Annotated in this window: 22 protein-coding genes and 1 tRNA gene; 12 read left to right on the top strand and 11 right to left on the bottom strand. The window is 63.1% G+C overall.

What is annotated here, in order from left to right:
* Nucleotides 1–170: 170 nt before the first annotated feature.
* The 4 genes from AB0O81_RS05015 (at nt 171) to budA (ending at nt 4911) form a co-directional block, all read left to right on the top strand.
* Nucleotides 171–2270, top strand: a complete 2100-nt coding sequence (locus tag AB0O81_RS05015) for a glucose PTS transporter subunit IIA (RefSeq protein WP_363581902.1) — start codon at nt 171–173, stop codon at nt 2268–2270.
* Nucleotides 2271–2361: 91 nt separating this feature from the next.
* The gene (locus AB0O81_RS05010; protein ID WP_363581900.1) at nt 2362–2604 is read left to right on the top strand and encodes a hypothetical protein; all 243 of its coding nucleotides are present in this window, start codon (nt 2362–2364) and stop codon (nt 2602–2604) included.
* Nucleotides 2605–2674: 70 nt separating this feature from the next.
* Nucleotides 2675–4147 (top strand): DUF1254 domain-containing protein, encoded by a 1473-nt coding sequence (locus tag AB0O81_RS05005; RefSeq protein WP_363581898.1) that lies wholly within the window; start codon nt 2675–2677, stop codon nt 4145–4147.
* A 47-nt stretch (nt 4148–4194) separates the two neighbouring features.
* On the top strand, nt 4195–4911 hold the full coding sequence (budA, locus tag AB0O81_RS05000; protein ID WP_363581896.1) for an acetolactate decarboxylase: 717 nt from the start codon (nt 4195–4197) through the stop codon (nt 4909–4911).
* Nucleotides 4912–4917: 6 nt separating this feature from the next.
* Here budA and AB0O81_RS04995 read toward each other — a convergent pair whose 3' ends face one another.
* The 7 genes from AB0O81_RS04995 to AB0O81_RS04965 form a co-directional block, all read right to left on the bottom strand.
* Entirely contained in the window at nt 4918–5232 is a 315-nt protein-coding gene (locus AB0O81_RS04995) for a hypothetical protein (RefSeq protein ID WP_363581894.1), read from the bottom strand.
* 40 nt (nt 5233–5272) lie between these two features.
* The gene (locus AB0O81_RS04990) at nt 5273–5431 is read right to left on the bottom strand and encodes a hypothetical protein (RefSeq protein ID WP_363581892.1); all 159 of its coding nucleotides are present in this window, start codon (nt 5429–5431) and stop codon (nt 5273–5275) included.
* Nucleotides 5428–5721, bottom strand: a complete 294-nt coding sequence (locus AB0O81_RS04985) for a hypothetical protein (RefSeq protein ID WP_363581891.1) — start codon at nt 5719–5721, stop codon at nt 5428–5430. The genes AB0O81_RS04990 and AB0O81_RS04985 overlap by 4 nt, the downstream gene beginning before the upstream one ends.
* Before the next feature lie 62 nt (nt 5722–5783).
* Nucleotides 5784–6050, bottom strand: a complete 267-nt coding sequence (locus AB0O81_RS04980) for a hypothetical protein (RefSeq protein ID WP_363581889.1) — start codon at nt 6048–6050, stop codon at nt 5784–5786.
* Nucleotides 6047–6373 carry an ATP-dependent DNA ligase gene (locus AB0O81_RS04975; protein ID WP_363581887.1) on the bottom strand — a complete coding sequence of 109 codons (327 nt, stop codon included), beginning with the start codon at nt 6371–6373 and terminating at the stop codon, nt 6047–6049. Before AB0O81_RS04975 ends, AB0O81_RS04980 begins: the two co-directional genes overlap by 4 nt.
* Before the next feature lie 145 nt (nt 6374–6518).
* The gene (locus AB0O81_RS04970; protein WP_337337583.1) at nt 6519–6797 is read right to left on the bottom strand and encodes a Fe-S cluster assembly protein HesB; all 279 of its coding nucleotides are present in this window, start codon (nt 6795–6797) and stop codon (nt 6519–6521) included.
* 133 nt (nt 6798–6930) lie between these two features.
* Complete coding sequence (locus AB0O81_RS04965) at nt 6931–7806, bottom strand: LuxR C-terminal-related transcriptional regulator (RefSeq protein ID WP_363581885.1); 876 nt, start codon at nt 7804–7806, stop codon at nt 6931–6933.
* A 133-nt stretch (nt 7807–7939) separates the two neighbouring features.
* Between AB0O81_RS04965 and AB0O81_RS04960 the strand changes: the two genes are divergently transcribed.
* Nucleotides 7940–8284 carry a DUF485 domain-containing protein gene (locus AB0O81_RS04960; protein WP_363581883.1) on the top strand — a complete coding sequence of 115 codons (345 nt, stop codon included), beginning with the start codon at nt 7940–7942 and terminating at the stop codon, nt 8282–8284.
* Nucleotides 8281–9903: a sodium/solute symporter gene (locus AB0O81_RS04955; protein ID WP_363581881.1), complete on the top strand. Its 1623-nt coding sequence runs from the start codon at nt 8281–8283 to the stop codon at nt 9901–9903. Before AB0O81_RS04960 ends, AB0O81_RS04955 begins: the two co-directional genes overlap by 4 nt.
* 73 nt (nt 9904–9976) lie before the next feature.
* Here the strand turns inward: AB0O81_RS04955 and AB0O81_RS04950 are convergent, their stop codons facing one another.
* Complete coding sequence (locus tag AB0O81_RS04950; protein ID WP_363581879.1) at nt 9977–10507, bottom strand: methylated-DNA--[protein]-cysteine S-methyltransferase; 531 nt, start codon at nt 10505–10507, stop codon at nt 9977–9979.
* A gap of 192 nt (nt 10508–10699) precedes the next feature.
* Between AB0O81_RS04950 and AB0O81_RS04945 the strand changes: the two genes are divergently transcribed.
* Both AB0O81_RS04945 and AB0O81_RS04940 read left to right on the top strand, forming a co-directional pair.
* Nucleotides 10700–14401 (top strand): AAA family ATPase, encoded by a 3702-nt coding sequence (locus AB0O81_RS04945; RefSeq protein ID WP_363581877.1) that lies wholly within the window; start codon nt 10700–10702, stop codon nt 14399–14401.
* Nucleotides 14388–14591 (top strand): hypothetical protein, encoded by a 204-nt coding sequence (locus tag AB0O81_RS04940; RefSeq protein ID WP_363581875.1) that lies wholly within the window; start codon nt 14388–14390, stop codon nt 14589–14591. The genes AB0O81_RS04945 and AB0O81_RS04940 overlap by 14 nt, the downstream gene beginning before the upstream one ends.
* A gap of 1 nt (nt 14592) precedes the next feature.
* Here AB0O81_RS04940 and mscL read toward each other — a convergent pair whose 3' ends face one another.
* The 3 genes from mscL to AB0O81_RS04925 are packed head-to-tail and all read right to left on the bottom strand — an operon-like array spanning nt 14593 to nt 15952.
* Nucleotides 14593–15015, bottom strand: a complete 423-nt coding sequence (gene mscL / locus AB0O81_RS04935; protein ID WP_363581873.1) for a large conductance mechanosensitive channel protein MscL — start codon at nt 15013–15015, stop codon at nt 14593–14595.
* Nucleotides 15016–15054: 39 nt separating this feature from the next.
* Nucleotides 15055–15339, bottom strand: a complete 285-nt coding sequence (locus AB0O81_RS04930; protein ID WP_363581871.1) for an FmdB family zinc ribbon protein — start codon at nt 15337–15339, stop codon at nt 15055–15057.
* A 16-nt stretch (nt 15340–15355) separates the two neighbouring features.
* Nucleotides 15356–15952, bottom strand: coding sequence for a 5-formyltetrahydrofolate cyclo-ligase (locus tag AB0O81_RS04925; protein WP_363581869.1), 597 nt, complete (start codon nt 15950–15952; stop codon nt 15356–15358).
* Between the two features lie 109 nt (nt 15953–16061).
* Between AB0O81_RS04925 and galU the strand changes: the two genes are divergently transcribed.
* The 4 genes from galU to AB0O81_RS04905 all read left to right on the top strand — a co-directional run bounded on the left by galU (nt 16062) and on the right by AB0O81_RS04905 (nt 18673).
* Nucleotides 16062–16949, top strand: a complete 888-nt coding sequence (galU, locus tag AB0O81_RS04920) for a UTP--glucose-1-phosphate uridylyltransferase GalU (RefSeq protein WP_363581867.1) — start codon at nt 16062–16064, stop codon at nt 16947–16949.
* 24 nt (nt 16950–16973) lie between these two features.
* Nucleotides 16974–17603, top strand: coding sequence for a GNAT family protein (locus AB0O81_RS04915; protein ID WP_363581865.1), 630 nt, complete (start codon nt 16974–16976; stop codon nt 17601–17603).
* Between the two features lie 56 nt (nt 17604–17659).
* Complete coding sequence (locus AB0O81_RS04910) at nt 17660–18547, top strand: large exoprotein (RefSeq protein WP_363581863.1); 888 nt, start codon at nt 17660–17662, stop codon at nt 18545–18547.
* Nucleotides 18548–18600: 53 nt separating this feature from the next.
* A tRNA-Ala gene (locus AB0O81_RS04905) sits at nt 18601–18673 on the top strand.
* Nucleotides 18674–18725: the final 52 nt, after the last annotated feature.

Below are 18725 nucleotides of genomic sequence, written 5' to 3'. Positions count from 1 at the left end.
CGCGGGACGGAACCGGCCTACCGGCAACCGCAGATCCGACAACATCCCTGTTCGTCCACAATTTCGTAGTGTTCCGTCGACCGGAGCGATACGATCACGAGCGATGCGGGCATCACTCTGCACTGCAGCCACCCCACAGATCTGAAACTGATCCATCCGAGGAGATCGACATGGCAGACAGCACCGCAGCCGACATCGTTAAAGGTGTCGGCGGCTCGGGCAACATCGAGAGCCTCACACACTGCGCAACACGACTCAGATTTCAGCTCGTCGACTCGGGCAAAGTCGACCAAAACGCGGTGGAAGCAATCCCCGGCGTAATGGGCGCGGTGCCGCAAGCGGGCAACCGTTTTCAGGTCGTCATCGGTGGCGCTGTGCAATCTGTCTACAACGACATCAAAGCGCTCCCCGACATCGATGGGGGCGCAGCGCCTTCGGACGGCGGCGGCGACGACATCGCATCGATCAAAGAACGTGAACGCTCGAAGGGCGTGCGCGGCAAGGTCGCCTGGATCGACTCGTTCTTCGAGTTCCTCTCCGACTCGTTCCGCCCGGTGCTCGGCGCACTGCTCGGCGCCTCGTTCTTCATCACCTTCATGGCCCTCATGGCCACGCTCGACGTCATTCCTGACTGGAACTCACCCGGTGTGACCCTCGATCCGTCGTGGGCCTTCATCAACCTCATGTGGCAATGTGTGTTCATTTTCTTGCCGCTGATGGTCGCCTACAACGCCTCGAAGAAGATCGGCGCAGACCCTTGGGTGGGCTTCGCCATCATGGCCGTGCTGATGCTCCCGGGCTTCCTTGCCCTCGGTGATGGCGTCGAGCCGACCGTGGTATTCGGGGTTGACGTGACGATCGTGCCGATCTTCGGGTTCCCGCTCACCGTATTCGACTACAGCTCGCAGGTGTTCCCGCCGCTACTCATGGCGGCTGTGCTGGGCCTGGTCTATAAGGGCCTGCGCAAGATCATCCCGCCGAACCTGCAGCTGATCTTCGTGCCGTTCCTTGCCATGCTGGTGATGATCCCGATGACCGCGTTTATCATCGGCCCGATCGGTGTCTACGCCGGTGCCGCGCTCGCCAACCTGCTCGCCGCGATCAACAGCTTCTCACCGTTCATCTTCGCAATCGTCATTCCGCTCGCATACCCGTTCATGGTGCCGCTCGGCCTGCACTGGCCCATCAACGCGGTCATGCTGCTGAACATCCAGACCCTCGGCTACGACTACATCCAGGGCCCGATGGGCGCATGGAACTTCGCCTGCTTCGGCGCCACTGCTGGTGTGCTCGTACTCGCCATTCGCCACCGCGACCACCAGATGAGGCAGACCTCGACCGGTGCGCTCGCCGCCGGCTTGCTCGGAGGTATTTCAGAACCGTCGCTCTACGGAATCCATCTGCGGTTCAAGCGCATCTATCCACGCCTCCTCGTCGGCTGCTTCGTCGGCGGCCTGATCATCGGCGTCGGCAGTCTCGTTCTCGGACTCGAGAACGGCATCACCACACAGGCGTTCGTGTTCACCTCGCTGCTGACGATCCCCGCGTTCAACCCGATCGGGCTCTACGCGATCGCAATCGCCGGTGCGTTCTTCACGTCGATGTTCCTCGTGATCGGCTCGAACTTCCGCACGCCAGAGCAGCAGGCGGAGTTCGAAGTAGCCCGCGACGCTGCCGAGGCAGAAGCCGCGGCTGAGAAGGTCTCGCCCGCATCGGTTGAAGCGGCTGAACCGCGCGTCATTGACGCATCGGATGCTGCACCGGCAGCCGCAGTCGCCACGGTCGCCACGGCCACCGCGGTTGCGGAGCGGATCGCGCTCGACATCGCCGCCCCGCTCGCGGGTCGCGTGGTGCCGCTCAGCGAAGTTCCTGACCCCGTCTTCGCCGGCGGAGTGATGGGGCCGGGCGCTGCGATCGAGCCCTCTGGCGACACCGTCTACTCGCCCGGAGCAGGAACCGTCGCCGCCGCGCAGCCAACCGGTCACGCGTTCGGCCTCGTGCTCGATGGCGGGCTCGAAGTGCTCATCCACGTGGGCATCGACACGGTCAACCTCAAGGGTGAAGGCTTCGACGTGAAGGTCAAGAACGGCGACCGCATCGAACTCGGCACCCCGCTGGTGACCTTCGACCGATCCGTCATCGAAAAGGCTGGCTATCCGATGGTCACGCCCGTCATCGTGCTCAACGCCGATGACTTCGGCGAGGTCGTCCCGGTCACCGAAGGAACGGTCGAGCCCGGTGCATCGCTGATCACGGTCGACCCCAAGTAATACGCAAGAGACAACGGGTGGGATGCTGACGCGTGCAGCATCCCACCCGTTGTCTTCGCGCTACTTCGCTGCGCCGGGCGAGAATGGACTGGTGAGCGATGCGAAGAAGACCGAAATCGTCGACGGCTACACGATCAAATACCACGCCAACGGGGTCACCCGCTGGTCAAAGGGCAAGACAGAGAGTGGTCAGCCAGTGGGGTACTGGGAGTGGTATCGCCTCGACGGCACTATCAAGCGCTCCGGTTACTTCGAAGCGGGCGAACCGGTCGGTGAATGGACGACCTACGACCAGCAGGGGGAGGTCTACAAGGTCACGCAGCGCAAGGGCTGATGTCGCGAGCGGGGGAGTTTCACCCCAACAATGTGACGATCGCAGGCGCCGCCGCCGCTAGCGTGAAAGCATGAGCACTTCAGCAGACGTTCCTGCCGGTTACAACACGCCGATTCCGAGCAAGATCATGACGCCCGACCGGGTCGAGACCCGCATCGGCACCCTCGAGTTCACTGACGGTTTTCCCAGCGAAGACACCGCTGCAAAGGTCTTCGACCAGCTCGACTTCGCCCGCGGCGTCGAAGTGTTCTTGCAGAGCATTCCGGCAGCATCGCTCGAGGGCCTGCGTGCGGGCCTCGCAGAGATCGGCTGCGATGCAGCGCACAAGATGGCGATCGCCGATCAGCTGCTCGATTCGACCCCACTCTTTCTGACGGGCAACACCGACACGGTGTATGCGCTCGCCATGCTCGATCTGCACCGTGACGGACCCACCGTCGTCGAGATCCCGCCGGGCTGCGGTCCTGGCACGGTCAACGACGCATGGTTCCGGTTTGTGACCGACATGGGTGCACCAGGACCCGACCGCGGAGCAGGTGGCAGCTATCTGCTCGTTCCTCCGGGATACGAGGGTGACATTCCCGACGGCTACTACGTGTCGCACTCGCGAAGCTACACAAACCTGTTGGCACTGCGCGGGTTTCTCGTCGACGGCAAGACCGACGCGGCGAAGGCGATGTTCGAGGGTGGCGTCAAGATCTACCCGCTCAACGCGGCGGGCGCACGCCCCGCGATGGAGTTCATCTCGATCTCGGGCAAAGAGTTCAACACCATCCACGCCAACGATCGCTCGTTCTACGAAGAAGTTGCTGACGTGATCACGCGTGAGCCTATCGAGCTGATTGACCCAGAAACTCGGGGACTGCTCGCTGCCATCGGCATCCACAAAGACCACCCCTTCGCACCCGATGAGCGCATGGTGGGCCTGCTGACAGAGGCCGCGGCGGTCGGAAACGCCACCGCCCGAGCGATCTGCTTCAAAACCGGCGACCCGCGTGCCTACTACTACGACGACCGCAAGTGGAAGACCGGCTTCGTCGGTGGCGACTACCGCTGGCTTGACAAAGACGGCCGCGGCGGCCGCAACATGGACGCCCGCACGCTGTTTTTCTACCAGGCCACACTCAACACTCCGGCGATGGCACTCGAGATGGTCGGTGTCGGCTCGCAGTACGCGCTGGCGGAGCACGACTCAGCAGGAAACTACCTGCAGGGCGACAAGACATATCGACTCACTTTGCCCGCCGGCATTCCTGCCAAGGATTTCTGGTCGGTCATCGCCTACGACCCGCAGACCCGCTCGGAGCTGCAGACAGGCCAGGCGCTTCCCAGCCGCAGCAGCGAGAAGGACCGTGACGAACTCGTCTACAACGAAGACGGCTCGATCGACCTCTACTTCGGTCCCGAGCGGCCCAACGAGCACGGTGGAAACTGGATTCAGACCATTCCGTCGAAGAGCTGGTACGGCATTCTTCGTCTCTACGGCCCGTTGGGCTCGTGGTTCGACAAGACCTGGATTCCGAACGACATTGAGCAGATCTGATGAGCTGATTGCCTAGAGTGTTGGTCACACGAACTGACGGGTGACCAATGCTCAGGCACAAGGTTTTTCAAGCGAGTCTGTTGAGCGCATTGCTCGACGGCGTCTACGACGGCAACCTCAGTGTGGGGGAGCTGCTTGAACACGGTGACTTCGGGCTTGGCACGTTCAACGGGCTTGATGGCGAAATGCTGGTGCTCGACGGCATCTGCTATCGACTTCGCGCAGATGGCACGGTCTCTGAAGTGGATGCTGCCGAGCTCACCCCGTTCGCGGTGATCACCGAGTTCACCCCCGAGATCACGCTGCCGATCGATCACGCAATGACCAGAGACGAAGTCGTCGCGATGATCGAGTCGGCCGTCGGCACCGCAAACTACTTGTTCGCGGTGCGTGTGCGCGGACGGTTCTCTGAGGTGGAAACCCGCACGGTCGTCAAACAGACCAAGCCGTATGTCGGAATGCGAGAGGCCGTGCGCGACATTCCTGCCCTTACCTTCGCCGATACCACCGGCACCCTGGCAGGATTTCGCACTCCGCTCTATGAGCGCGGCATCAGTGTTCCCGGCGGCCACGTGCACTACGTCGATGATGCGCACACGCACGGCGGGCACGTGATCGATTTCACCATCGAGTCCGGCGCCGTCGAAATCTGTCGCGGCACAGATCTTGAGCTGCGGCTACCGCTCACCGATGCGTTCAAGAACGCTCAGCTGAGCCCTGACGACCTCGACGAGCAGACTCAGGTCACCGAGAGCCCCGGCTGAGCGCGATCACTCCGTGCGCGCGGTGTCTTCGTGCGCGGTGGTTTCGTGCGCGGTGTTTTCGGGCGACGCGTTCTCGGGCTGAACTTTAGTGCGCGGTCGTCCGCCCTTGCGGCTTCGTGCTTCGACGATGGGGGCGATCGCTTCGATCTCAGAGGTCATCCACACCACACCGCGCGCCAGGGGAGCCGGCAACACCGACGGTACGCCGCCCGTCGCGCCGGCATCACGGTGGGTAAGCCAGACGCGCACGGTCGACTCTGAGACGCCGAATCGAACAGCCACGTCGGCGACGGTCATGAGGTCAGGGTGCTCGTCGGTCATGATCGGATGCTACCCGAGCCCGCCGCTTATCGACCGTTGCTCATCCACCGCCGGGTGTTGCGCGAGTGATACGACCGGTGCGAATCATCTCGCGCAGTAGCGACTCTTCAAAGTCGTCGGCCTCATCCCAAAACTCTTCATCGATGGGAATAGGCCTGTCAGGTTCCTCGGGAGCGAGGCTCCCCGCGGCGCGTGTCATCGCGTAAGAAGGGGCGGGCGGTGGGGAATCGGAGCGGGCTTGTGCGGACCGCTGGTTCCCGAAGCATTCAGCAACGCGCTCGCTGCTCGAAGTACATCGGTGACAGAGTCATAGATCTCGCGGTGCCGGGCAATTGCCACCCAGGTGATCTCGTAGGGGCCATCGCGCAGCTGCTCGACATAGGCGATCAAGCAGCCTGGATCATTCGGTGAGAGCGAGTGATCGCACAGCCGCCAACTGCCCTCACCGAGAGGTTCGAGTCGAAGTTGGTGCACTGTGTGAGTTTTCATATCGACATAGTGCAGGTGGCGCCCGAAATCAGTATGGGGGTTGACACCGCCGCAACGGCGGGCTACAGCTCGGTTGTCGGCACCGTGCCGAGTCCATCCCACTCTTCTGTGTCGCCCGACGGCTCTTGCTGGGGAACCGGGATCAACGCGAGCGGAACGCCGGGGCTGATCGACAGGTAGGCACTGCGAAAGTCGCCCTCGCCATCATTCACAACCAGCCAGTGGTGACCGGTCGCGAGGCCCGCGCGGATCTCTTGCTTCAACGTCTCCAGGTCGCGGTCGCCAATGCTGAAGCGTTCGCCGCCATAGACGATTTCGATGCGTTTCATGTTGGTCCTGGCTCCTTTTCATCAGAACTGGTCGGTTCAGGCACGAGGTAGAGCCCGCTTGGTGAGTTAGCGGTGAACGCGAGCGCGTCAACCCAGCGCGGATTCAGCGTCGGGCGGCGACTGCCGTAATACTTGTAGATCAGCGAACATCGCGGATGCATCCACACTGAGGTTCGGCCATTGCCGAGACTCGTGTCGTCTTTCCACGTGAAGTGAAACGCTTCGCCTCGACGCAGCTTGGTTCCAATCACCATCTGAAGGTGTGCCAGCGTGCGGTCATCGAAGTCCACCTTCAGGGTTCCGTCATAGATGAACTTGCCCATGTGCTCCAGCGTCACAGCCGCCGCGCGCGCATCACACCCACTTGACAGAGGTAGTGTCTGGCGTTATTCACGCGCGAAAAACGTCAGCCACGCGCGAAAAAGGGGCCCCGCAGGCGGGACCCCTCTTTCTCAAGAACTACGGCTGCTATGCAGCAGAGAGCGCGAAACGCACCGAACCGTCGCCGGCAAGTTCCGCGTCTAGCACTCGATCGTCCAAGGCAACAGCGGCCTTCGAGTCAAGAAAGACGCGGGCGCCGTCAGTGACAACAACGGTGTCTTCGGTTTCAGGCGTGGGCGTGACGCTCAGTTCGAAACCGGATTCGCCACCCGTGTCGCGAATGCGAACGCCGCCATCATCGATCTGCGGAACGCGCGACACGATGTTCTTTACGGCCTCGGCCGCCGTCGGGGTAAGGGTGAGCATGGCTTTCTCCTTCTGTTGCGGACTGCGGACCGGCCACGATTCCGAGAAAACCCGATGGACGCAACCCTGCGGTGCATATACGGGCGTTCTCACACGCGATACTGAGGTTCGCGGTTCGATATGCCCGAAATGCTCAGGGCAGAATGCCCGCGATGCGAGCGTTTGCGACCGCAGAGTGGCGCGTCGTCGCATCCAATTTCGACATGGCGGTCTGCAAGTACGACTTCACCGTGGCTTCTTTTAAACCCAAGCTGGTGCCGATCTCTGAGTTGGTGGCACCGACTGCCACGCAAGAGAGCACATCGATTTCGCGAGGCGATAGGCGCACCGTTGACACTGACGCGGTGCTCGGGCATTCCGACGACAGCGCAGCCAGGCGGGTCTCGAGCTGAGCGAGCTGGGCGCGCACACCGCTGTCTGCGACCGAGGCGCCGATGCGCCGCAGCTCGGCATAGCTCTGTCGCAGCTCTTCACGCACTGACGCAGACATGTCGACTTCGGGGTAGCCCGACGCGCTCGCGGCAGGCACACCGCCGATGCGGCGCTGCACTTCTTCGCAGATGCGCAACTCGGTGGCAAGCTCGTGGGCGACGTCGAGAGCGGGCTTGGCGACGATGTCACCGACCGATGACTGCCCCCACGACCCGCAGTAGAGCACGCCTCGCGCGCGGCCCTGCACCATCAGGGGAACGGCGAACAGCGTGGCGATGCCCTCACCCAGCACATTCGTGTCGTAGTCGTGGGTGATCGAGCGCGAAGAGCGGTAGTCCATCGCGAGGCGCGGACGATGCTCGACGAACGCTTTACCGCCCAATCCGCGCGCTGCGCGCACGACAAGACCTTCGAGGTTCTTGGTGCGAGCGCCGAACACCGATGTCACGTGAATAGCCCCCGCTGTTTCGAGGCCACCGAAGGCGACGGGAAACCGGGTGCGACGTGCCAACTCGCTCACCGCGTTATCAACGAGGTGAGGAGCGTTCTCGATCGAAGATTGCGTGCTCACACGCATTACCTACTTCCGGGGGTAACGGCAACGGTGCCGCTTTCGTAGCGTCGACCATACCACCGGGCACGTCGTTTTTGCTTCTGACCCGGTATCCCTGAGCGCAATGCCGCGCTTGACCATGAGGCAAGGAGGCCACATGTCAGACACCGAATCAGCCCCGCCCGGCAGCATCGATTACGTCGCAGTTGAACAGTCACCGCAGTTTGTCGAGTTGAAGAAGCGGCACCGCAGCTTCGTCTTTCCGATGGCGGTCGCGTTCTTGCTCTGGTACTTCGCGTATGTGCTGCTGTCTTCGTTTGCGCCCGACTTCATGGCGCAGCGCGTCTCGGGCGACATCACCCTGGGTCTGCTCCTCGGCCTCGGTCAGTTCGTCACGACGTTTGTGATCACGATGACCTACGTCGCATTCGCCAACCGCAAGCTCGATCCACTCTCGAGCGAGATCCGCGGCGAGCTTGAAGCGCAGGAGGCGAGCAAGTGAACGTCGTACTGAGCAGCATCCAGGCCTCTGCCGAGACGGTAGAGAACAACCCAATCCTGAACATCTCGATCTTCGGCGCCTTCGTCGCGATCACGCTGTTCATCGTCATTCGCGCCAGCCGCAACAACAAGACGGCCGCCGATTACTACGCAGCCGGACGCTCGTTCACCGGCCCGCAGAACGGGTTCGCGATCGCCGGCGACTACCTCTCAGCGGCGTCATTCCTGGGTATCGTCGGTGCCATCGCCATCAACGGCTATGACGGCTTCTTGTACTCGATCGGCTTCTTGGTCGCGTGGCTGGTGGCACTGCTGCTGGTGGCAGAGCTCATGCGCAACACCGGCAAGTTCACCATGGCCGATGTGCTGTCGTTCCGCCTTAAACAGGGCCCGGTGCGCATGGCAGCGGCTCTCACCACCTTGGCCGTCTGCTTCTTCTACCTGCTCGCGCAGATGGCGGGTGCCGGTGGTCTGGTGTCACTGTTGCTCGGCATCAATGATGAACTCGGTCAGTCGATCGTGGTGGCCGTGGTCGGCGTTTTGATGATCGTCTACGTGCTGATCGGTGGCATGAAGGGCACCACGTGGGTGCAGATCGTCAAGGCGTTCCTGCTGATCGGTGGCGCGATCGTCATGACGATCTGGGTGCTGGCCATCAACGGCTTCAGTCTCAATACGCTGCTCGAGAGCGCGGTCGCTGCCTCTGTCACCGACCCGAAAGACGCGATTCTCGGACCGGGCGTGCAGTACGGCTCGAACCCGTGGGACTTCATCTCGCTGGCACTTGCCCTCGTGCTCGGCACCGCGGGTCTGCCGCACGTGCTGATGCGCTTTTACACGGTTCCGACCGCGAAAGAAGCGCGACGCTCGGTCGTGTGGGCCATCTGGCTCATCGGCATGTTCTACCTGCTCACGCTTGTTCTGGGCTACGGCGCTGCATCGCTTGTGGGCTCTGACGTGATCAAGTCCGCGCCCGGAGGGGTCAACTCCGCGGCGCCGTTGCTCGCCTTCGAACTCGGTGGTCCGCTGTTGCTGGGCTTCATCTCGGCGGTGGCGTTCGCGACGATCCTCGCGGTGGTCGCCGGACTCACCATCACGGCGGCAGCGTCGTTTGCTCACGACATCTACGCGAACGTGTGGAAGAAGAACAACGTGCCCGCCGACGGCGAAGTCAAGGTTGCCCGTCGCACGGTGATCGTGATCGGTGTGCTCGCCGTTCTCGGCGGCATCGGCGTGCAAGGACAGAACGTGGCGTTCCTTGTCGCGCTCGCGTTCGCTGTGGCCGCATCGGCCAACCTGCCGACCATCCTCTACTCGCTGTTCTGGCGCAAGTTCACCACGCGCGGCGCAGTGTGGAGCATGTACGGCGGGCTCAGCTCTGCGATCATTCTGATCGTTCTCTCGCCGGTCTTCTGGGGCACGCCCACCAGCGTCTTCACAGATGTCGGAACCGCAATCTGGCCGCTGAACAACCCTGGAATCGTGTCGATCCTGCTCGGGTTCTTCCTCGGCTGGCTCGGATCGGTCACCTCGAAGAAGGCAGAGGATCCGAAGAAGGCGGCTGAGATGGACGTACGTTCGCTCACCGGTTATGGGGCAGAGAACGCTACGGAGCACTAGGCAGAATCAGGGGGATGACGGCCCGGGTGGAGCAATCCGCCCGGGCCGTCTCGTTCTCAAGCGAAGCGGCGGCCTACGCGCTGGTTCCCCGCTCGAGATCTATCAGGTACTTCTTGACCTCGGGGTGTCCGCCGTATTCTCCGAGCGAACCGTCAGAGCGCACTACTCGATGCACCGGAACCACAATCGAAAACGGCGTGTGTGCGCAGGCGGTGCCCACCGCCCGAGCGGCACGCGGGCTGCCCGCGGCAATGGCCACTTCGCCATAGCCAGCCGTTTCGCCATAGGGAATCTCACACACCGCCTGCAGCGCATCACGCGTGAACCCTTGCACCGTGCTCCAGTCAAGTGGCAGATCGAAACCCTCGCGATCGCCGGCAAAGTACTCCTCGAGTTGAACGATGGTGTCGCTGATCACACCGGTTTCGCTCTCGGGATGCTGCTGCACCGCCGCTCGTAGCCACATCGACAGCCGCGCCACCTCGGCATAGACCGGGCCGTCGAAGGGGTGAACGGTCACGAGACTGCCCTCGCGCTCGACGATGACGATGTCGCCGATGGGGGACGGGCAAACCCGGTAGCGGGGCGTTTCGGGCGATGTCATGTGTTCATTTTGCTGTGTGCACCACGCAGCCGCTGAACCGCGGCGGCAACGGTAGCGACGCGACAAATGGTGACATTGGGGAGGGAGGGATGACGATAGGGCATCCAATACCGCGAAACTCGCCCTCACTGCAAGTAGGTTCCGCGTGTCGCGCCTAGTCTGGCTCGTGTGTGGCGAGCAGAAGAGAGCGTCGTGGCCGGCGCAAAAGGCGCGGGAGTCGGGCATTTGGTGACCCCAAGCGACCTTGGCGTTGCCGACCCCGATGCAACCGTGGTGCATATCGCGGCGTCTGAACGCGATCGCCTGCGTGACGAGTCCGCGGAGCTCGGTGGACGCTCCACTCTGCTGCATTTCTCTGACACGCAGGATTCGGCGATTGAGATCACCAAAGCGCACCCCGGCAGCCTGCCGCAGTTCATCACTGGGCGCTCCACACTGCTTTCTGGGCTCTTCCGTGACGAGGTAGCCCTGCGCAACGCACGCCTGGCGGCGGAGCGCATCACGGCGAAGAACGTGGAGCTGCGCACCACACGTGGTCTGGAATCTGTGCGACTGGGCGTCGGGCTCGCGTCGTGGAGCATCGGCGGTATGAAGTGCACGGCACCCGTGCTGCTGCGCCCGCTCGCCATTCGGCGCCACCTGTCAGATTTCGAACTCGCACTGCAGGGAAAGTTCTTCGTCAACCCCGAACTCGTGCGTGCCATGCGCGTGCACTTCGGCATCGACATCGATGGCGGTGCGCTTGCCGCGCTCGCCTATGACGACGGGATCTTCAAGCCGCAGCCCGTCATCGACCACATTCGGGCGCTCACCCGCTCGATCCACAGCTTTGTTGTCGCACCGCGGCTGCTCGTGTCGTGCTTCGTCGATGTTGCCGCAGCGATGTCACGTGACGCCGGCGATCTCGACCACCCGATTCTCAACGCGCTCGCCGGTCACCCCGACGACCGCGAAATGCTCACCATGGTGCGTGATGTGCCCGAGGTCGCGCCACTCGACGAACGTCCACCCGCTGCCGACACCCTGCTACTTGACGCTGATTCTGAGCAAGAGCGCGTTTTGGGTCGCATCATTGCCGGCCAATCGATGGCTGTACACACGCTGCCGGGCACCGGCGGCACGCAAACGGTTATCAACGCCGTGGGCGCTCTCGTGCGCGACGGCAAGCGCGTGCTCGTCGTGAGCGCTCGCCGATCGACCCTCGAGGGCGTGCGGCACCGTCTTTCTGGCATCGGTCTGCCCGGGCTGGCCGTCTCGCCAGCACACCTGCAGCGCGACCTGATTCGCGCGATTGGCCGCAACGAGAAGGCGCAGGCGCCAAAGGTCGCCGACATCGACGATGCGCTGGTGCGGCTACGTGGAGTGCTCCGTGACTATCGCGGCTCGGTAACGGCGCAGCATCCCAGCCTCGGCGTTTCAGTTCTTGACATTCTGCGTGCGCTCGCCCAGCTCGCCCGGCGGCCAAACCCGCCGTCGACTCCGGCTCGTTTTGAGATCGACACGCTGGAAAAGCTCGCAAACGCCCGCACTGCTGCGGCCGACACGCTGGCGGCGACTGCCCGACTGGGGGAGTTCCGCTTCGGACCACACGACTCGCCCTGGTACGGCGTCACTTTCGAGACCACCGAGCAAGCACGGGCAGCCCACGCGCTGGCAGGAAAACTGCACCGAAGTGAAGTTCCCTCGTTGCTCGAGCGCGGCTACGCGTTGATCTCCCGCACCCACATGCGGCCGTTCGACACGGTCGCCGATATGGGCGCTTACCTGACGTTGCTGCAGGGCATTCGCGACTCGCTCGACCGGTTCAGCCTCACAGTTTTTGAGCGCCCGCTCGGCGAACTGATTCTGGCGCACGGACCGCGGCGTGACTCTCCCTCGATGAGCAGTGCGAATCGTCGTCGTCTTCGTCGTCTGTCGCGCGAATACATTCGTCCCGGCGTGCACGTGCCCGATATGCACGAAGCCCTTGTGCGCATTCAGCATCAGCGCACTGAATGGCAGCGCTATGTGGATGCTGGAGTGGTGCCCGAGGTTCCCACCGGTCTGGCCGACACCCAGGTTGCCTGGCAGCGTGTGGGTGCTGATCTGGCTGAGCTTGACGCGATCGTCGGCCGCAGCGGCTCGGACCGCTTGGCAGCGTTGCCGGTCGCTGAACTGGTGCGAACACTCGCTGCCCTTGCCGCCGAGTCAGACGTCTTTGACAACCTGGTCGAGCGCGCCACTCTGCGCAGCGACCTTGCCGCGCTCGGTCTTGGCCCGCTGCTGCAAGAACTATCGGTGCGGCACGTTCCCGAAGATCGCGTGGCCGACGAGCTCGAGTTCGCGTGGTGGCAGTCCGCCCTTGAGCACCTGCTGCGCACCGATCGGGCTCTGCTCGGTGCGAACACCGCCGTCGTCGACCGACTCGAACGCGACTTCCGCCTCGTTGATGAGGCGCACGCGGCAGCTTCTGGCCACATGCTCGCGAGCCAACTCGCCACTCAGTGGCGGATCGGCATTGTTGATCAGGCACACGAAGCATCCGCACTGAAATCCGCGTTGAAAGCAGGCAACGCCACGCCGGCGGTTCTCCACGACGTGGCGCCCACACTGCTGCGCACCCTCGCACCGGTCTGGCTGGCCTCACCCTACGAAGTGCCCGCGCTGCCAGCCACCGAGAAGTTTGATGTCGTCATCATCGCCGACGCCACTTCGCTGTGCCTGGCGGAAGCGACCCCCGCGCTCAAGCGCGCGGGGCAGATCGTCGTTTTCGGCGATCCGGTGACGCAGAAGCCGACGCCGTTCCGCGTTGCCGCGGGATCCGCTCAGGATGATCTTGAACCGGCGACCCCGTTCGACTCGGTGAGCGTGTTCGAGCGGCTCGCAGAGCTGCTGCCCGTTGAGACTCTGACGCGCAGCTACCGGGCGGGAGGCGAAGACCTCGCCGAACTGGTCAACGATGCCTTCTATGGTGGCGAGCTGGTTTCTTACCCGTGGGCGGGGTCATATCTCGGCCGTGGCAGCCTCACCGTCGACTACGTCGAGGGCGGCACTGGTGCGCCTGATCCTGTCAGCGGCGCGGTGGAAAGCCCCAACGCTGAAGTGGCGCGAGTCGTCACCCTTGTGGTTGAGCACGCGGTGAACCGTGGCAACGAGTCGCTGATGGTTGTCACCGCCAGCAGGCGTCACGCCGAGCGTGTGCGGGCCGCTGTCGAAAAGGCATTCGCGGGCCGCAGTGATGTCGCCGGTTTTGTGTCGCGCGAAACAGCCGAGCCGCTTGCCGTCCTCACCCTCGAAGAATCTGTCGCAGAGAGCCGTGACCGTGTCATCTTCTCGCTCGGTTTCGGCCTGACCAAGCACGGGCGAGTGCTGAGTGACTTCGGCGACCTGTCGACGCCCGACGGGGAACGACTGCTGACCGTGGGAATGACGCGTGCTCGCCGTTCGATGGTGATCATCTCGTCGATTAGGCCTTCCGCCTTCGATGACGGACGACTCGAGCACGGCGCAGCGACGCTGATGTCGATTCTCGGCAATATCGCCGCGCGGTCACGCCACGCCCGCCTTGAAGACCTGGCCGATCCGCTCACGCTCGCGCTCGCGCGCGAACTGCGCCGTCTGGGTCTCGCGGTTGACGTTGACTACCGCGGACTGTTGCCGCTCGTCGCCCAGCACGCTGGCAAGGCGGTCGTGGTCGAGAGCGACCCTGAAACGGTGGGGGAGTCGCTGCGTGAATCGTTGCGACTGCGCCCGCAGATTCTGCGCCGGCTCGGTTGGCACTACGTGCGCGTGCACTCCTTCGATCTGTACACCGACCCGGCGGGCGTGGCATCGCGTATCGCTACGCTGCTCGGCGTCGCACCCGAAACGCCTCGGGCAGAAAATGACACGCAGCCCATCGATGCCTTCGAATGATGATCGGCAGCGCATCACCCGTGTGCCGGGAACTCGCCGTGCGAAGCTGACCCCCGCACCAGGCACCACAGCAGAACCCGTGCCCGGCGATGAGCGCGCACGCGATGCACCCGGCGACTCAGCAGCATCCACCGCCCCGCGGGGGCCCAACGACGATCAGTTGCGCCGCGACGTTCCGCCGCACTACTGAGTCAGGACTTTGCGGGTGTGTCGTCCTTCGCGAGCAGGTCGCGGATCTGGATGAGCAGTTCCTGCTCGGTGGGGATGTCAGCTGCCTCTTCTTCGGCAACCCCGGCCTCGGCGGCGGCGCGCTCTTTGAACTTGTTCATCGGCACCACGAAGACGAAATAGACCACAATCGCGACGGCGAGAAAACTGATGATGGCGTTGATCAGGTCGCCGACAGGGAACGTGACGGTTCCGCCATACAGGTCGGGAACTTCAAAGCCCGCGACGCCCTCTTCGTCGGGCTGCCACACGATCTCAATCAGCGGGGTGACGATGCTCGCGACAATCGCGTTCACAACGGCGGTGAATGCAGCGCCGATGACGACGGCAACAGCGAGATCGATCACGTTTCCGCGGGTGATGAACTCTTTGAATCCCTTGATCATGAGTGAACCTTTCGCTCGTAACGTCAGCAGTGCTGCCGGTCAGTTCGTGTTGCTTGCCGGTGTGGTCGTTGTGGTAGTCGGCTTCGACTCCGACTTCGCCGGGGTCGCCGCGGGCTTGGCGGCAGCATCCGACGACTTTGACGCTCCTGCTCGCGAGTCCGTGCGGTAAAAGCCCGATCCGTTGAAGGTCACGCCGATCGAACCGTACTGCTTGCGCAGCGCGCCGCCACACTCGGGGCATTGAGTGAGGGTGGCGTCGGCAAAAGACTGCACCGCGTCGAATTTGTGGCCGCATTCTTTGCAGGCGTAGGCGTATGTAGGCATGGCTTCTTTCGGGCGGTTAGCGCGCTGCGGGCGCGAGGGTAAGTGTGCGGGTCGGTGTGACGACTCCGGTTACTGGCTGATCGTGGAGGTCTTGGGGTACTTCGTCGAGCACTTCAGTGTCGAAGACGACGGCATAGACCGGCGGGCAACCCTCCATCGAGCCAAGCGTCTTGTCGAAGTAGCCGCGCCCCCACCCGAGGCGCATACCCGAGGCGTCGACCGCCGCGGCGGGAATCACCAGCAGGTCGACGTCGTTGACCGCGATCGGTCCGAGCAGCTCGCCAGTTGGCTCTGTCAGGCCGAAAAGCCCCTCGGCGACGTCGCCGTCGTCGGTGGCGACAGCCCAGTCAAGCAGGCCGTCCGCGCGGGTGACGGGCAGAAGCACCCGGATGCCGCGCCGAACCGCTTCCACCACGAACTCGCGCGTGTCAGGCTCCGTCTGAATCGACAGGTAACACGACATCGAGCGCACCTCGAGTCTTTCGACGAGAGCGTCTAGCTGTTCGCGTATTCCCGTGCCCGCCGTCTCGAGCGCGGCTTCTGAGAGCAGATGGCGGCGCTCGCGAAGCTCGGCACGCAACGCGCGCTTCGCATCGGCGATGGCATCAGACATGCCCTGAGTCTAAACGCTGTGGCTAAGTGCCCGATTAGGTGGCGAAGTTAGGTGGCGAAGTGTTGCGCAGGAAACATGAGCGTCTTCTGAAATCGATAGAGTGTTATCTATGACTTCACCGCGATTCAAGGCAGTTATTCCAGCAGCTGGCCTGGGAACACGTTTCTTGCCCGCCACCAAGGCGATGCCGAAGGAAATGCTTCCCGTTGTTGACAAGCCCGCTATTCAGTACGTGGTGGAAGAGGCGACACAGGCTGGAATCGATGACATTCTGATCATCATCGGTCGCAACAAGAACAACCTTTCAAACCACTTCGACTCGGTGCCCGAGCTTGAGCGAACCCTTGAGAAGAAGGGCGACCACGCGAAGCTGCAGAAGGTTCAGCACTCGAGCGATCTCGCTGACATCCACTTCGTCCGTCAGGGTGAGCCCAAGGGTCTTGGTCACGCGGTGTTGCGCGCCAAGGCACACGTCGGAGATTCGCCTTTTGCAGTTCTTCTGGGTGACGATCTCATCGATGAGCGCGACGTGCTGCTCACCACCATGCTTGAGCAGCAGGCGCGCACCGGTGCAGCCATCATCGCGCTGATGGAGGTCGACCCCGACGCGATTCACCTTTACGGTGCCGCCGACGTCGAATCGACCGACACCGAAGGCTTCGTCAAGGTCAAGGGCCTCGTCGAAAAGCCCGCGAAAGAAGACGCGCCCTCGAACCTCGCGATTATCGGTCGCTACGTCTTGCCCGCATCGATCTTCGACATTCTCGAGCACACCGAACCGGGCAAGGGCGGCGAGATTCAGCTCACCGATGCTCTTGAAGAGATGGCAGCAGACCCCGAGGGCCCCGGCGTGTACGGCGTCGTGTTCGGCGGGCGTCGCTATGACACCGGCGATAGAGTGGACTACATCAAAGCCATCGTGCAGCTCGCCTCAGATCGTGAAGATCTCGGCCCCGAGCTGCGACCCTGGTTCAAGGAGTTCGCGGCCACGCTCTAGCGCCGCGCTGTCGAAGGGGTCGTTGTGGATCTGACAGCACCCCGCGCTCACGGACCAGTCTCGATTCGCCTGGTTCGCTCGCGTGATGCCCGCGTGCTGCAGCAAGAGCTGCTGTCGAACCGACAGTGGTTGCGTCCGTGGGAAGCAACCAATCCCGACGGGGCAGTGTCGTTCGACATGCGCCTGGGCGTAAAGCGCCTGCTGCAGCAGTACCGTGAAGGCTCAGGCATCCCCTTTGTCATGGAGCACAACGGGGAAATCGCCGGCCAGCTGAACGTATGGGGCATCGCTCGCGGTTCGCTTAGCTCAGCGACGATTGGCTACTGGGTGAGTCAGAGATTCGCGGGCAAGGGCATCACACCGGCCGCCGTCGCGATGGCGACCGACATTTGCTTCAACGAGATGCGCCTGCACCGCATGGAGATCTGCATCCGCCCCGAGAACGTGGCCAGTCTGCGCGTGGTCGAAAAGTTGGGCTTCCGCTATGAGGGGCTGCGGCGGCGATTCATTCACATCAACGGCGACTGGCGCGACCACTACTGCTTTGCGCTGGTGCGTGAAGATGTGCCTGGTGGGGTGCTCAATCGATGGGTTTCAGGCCAGGTGCCGCAGGACGTGGCAGCCATACCGCCTTCAGACCTGGTGCAGCCTTAAAACGACACGCGCCAGGTTGCCACGACTACGCTGCGCCGTCGCCTACGGTTTAGATCATGGGTGGGCAGGTATTAGGCGGAGGAGTCATCGTTCTCGTTGCCGTGCTCTTGTGGCTCGTCTACCTGGTGCCGTCTTGGTACGGTCGCCGTCAATACGACGCGGCGGAGCGCAACGCAGTGCGGCTGAACCAGGCATTGCGCATTCTCGCCGAGACCAGCGAGACGCCCGAAGAAGTACGTCTCGAACTCAACGCTCGCACGGCGGCCGCTCAGCAGCGATTGGCCAAGCGTGCGTCTGCTCAGCGTGAGCAGTCGGCGCTCGAACAGGCCAGGATCGAACTTGAAGAAGCTCGTCTGCAGCGTATTGCCGCATCGCAGACTCCTCGTGCCCGGCAAGCGCGTGCACGTCGACGTTTTCGCCTTGCACTGACGTCGATCAGCCTCGTGGCGGTCGGAGTTGCCGCGTGGGGTGCGGTTCAGGTCGTGATGACCGGCTCGCAGTTGCTCCTTTGGGCAGGTCTCTCACTCGCCGGCACCGCAGCACTCTTGCTGCAGCGGATGTCTCGCGTGGGCGCTCGCGAAGTCACCCGAACCATGGATGCTGCCGCGCGCCCCGCCGTGTCATTGCAAGATGTTGCGCTTGAGACCGCTCCGCAGCGTCAGTGGGCACCGCGCACCATGCCTAGGCCGCTGACCGCCTCTGCGGGTTCGCAGGCGGCATCAATGCTCGATGCTGAGGCGGCACGCACCGCGCTGAAGCAAGCCGCGCTCGAAGAAGATCTTCGCCAGCGCGCAGAGGCGCAGCGGCCACCGTCGATTGCTGTCGCCCGCACTGCTCATGCCGCCCACGCGCCGAGCGAATACTCGCGGATGGGCTACGTGGACGACGCTGAGATTGAGGCTCACGTGCGTGATTTGCTGAGCAAGCGCGCGGCGGGGCAATAGCGTCCGAACGGATTCAAGGCCTCATGCGAGCGTGATAATCTTCTTGAGGTTCAGGGCCTGTGGCGCAGCTGGTAGCGCACCTCGTTCGCATCGAGGGGGTCAGGGGTTCGAGTCCCCTCAGGTCCACCGAATGAATAAAGCCTCCGCATGGCGGAGGCTTTATTCATGTGCTGGTGGC

This window comes from Microbacterium sp. NPDC076911 (genome assembly GCF_040687125.1).
Lineage (GTDB): Bacteria > Actinomycetota > Actinomycetes > Actinomycetales > Microbacteriaceae > Microbacterium.
Note: the sequence above shows the minus strand (reverse complement) of the source record. Positions and strands in the feature narration are given on the sequence as shown.